The organism is Kitasatospora sp. MBT63 (genome assembly GCF_000710465.2).
In the GTDB taxonomy this organism is placed as follows: Bacteria; Actinomycetota; Actinomycetes; order Streptomycetales; family Streptomycetaceae; genus Kitasatospora.
Genome location: NZ_JAIZ01000750.1, coordinates 1 through 823, shown reverse-complemented (window position 1 = coordinate 823; position 823 = coordinate 1). Strand labels below are relative to the sequence as shown.

The following is an 823-nucleotide window of genomic DNA, read 5'->3' as shown; positions in this document are numbered from 1 at the left end:
CACTTGAGGGTCTTGACGAAGGCGTTGGCCAGCTTCTGGGTGGTGTCCTTGTTCTTCTCGACCCAGTCGCTGTTCATGTAGAGCGACGAGGACGGGTAGAGGCCGCCGAGTGCGGCGCGCGATCCCTCCGGGGTGCGCATGTCGTAGAGCACGGTGCCGATCTGCTGGGACAGCAGGGCGGCGACCGTGGGGTCGGTGGTCATCCCGGCGTCGATGCTGCCCTGCTGCATGGCTGCGATGAAGGTCTGCCCGGCGCCGACCGCGATCGGGCTGAACTCGCTGACGTTCACGCCGTTCTTGACGGCCAGGTACTTGGTGAGGAAGTCGGTGGAGGAGCCGATGCTGGTGACGCCGAGCTTCTTGCCCTTGAAGTCGGCGCCGGTGCGGATCGCGCCGGCCTGCTTCGCGGACACCACCTCGACCTCGCCGGGGGCCTGGGCGAACTGCACCACCGACTCGACGTGCTTGCCCTTGGCCTGGAGGTCGATGGTGTGGTCGTAGAAGCCGACCGCGCCCTGGACGTCCCCGGCGAGCAGCGCGGTGGTGGCGTTGACGCCGGCCGGTTCGCTCATCAGCTCGACGTTGACCCCGGCCTCGGCGAAGAAGCCGAGCCGCTGGGTGAGCATCGCGGGCAGGTAGATGACCTTGTCCAGGCCGCCGACCATGATCTTGACCTTGGGTCCCGCGACGGACGGGCCCGCGGGGGCGGCTCCGGTGTGCGAGTTGGCGGCGTCGTCGGCGCAGGCGGTCAGGGGCAGGAGCAGCGCGACGACGGCGGCGGCTGCGAGGGTACGGCGCATGTGGGGGTGGCCTTCCGGTGGGT

General features: G+C 69.3%; 1 protein-coding gene. It reads right to left on the bottom strand.

From position 1 onward, the window contains the following. The coding region (locus AA75_RS39390; RefSeq protein ID WP_033825277.1) for an ABC transporter substrate-binding protein at window positions 1–800 on the bottom strand (800 nt) is incomplete at its 3' end. Window positions 801–823: the final 23 nt, after the last annotated feature.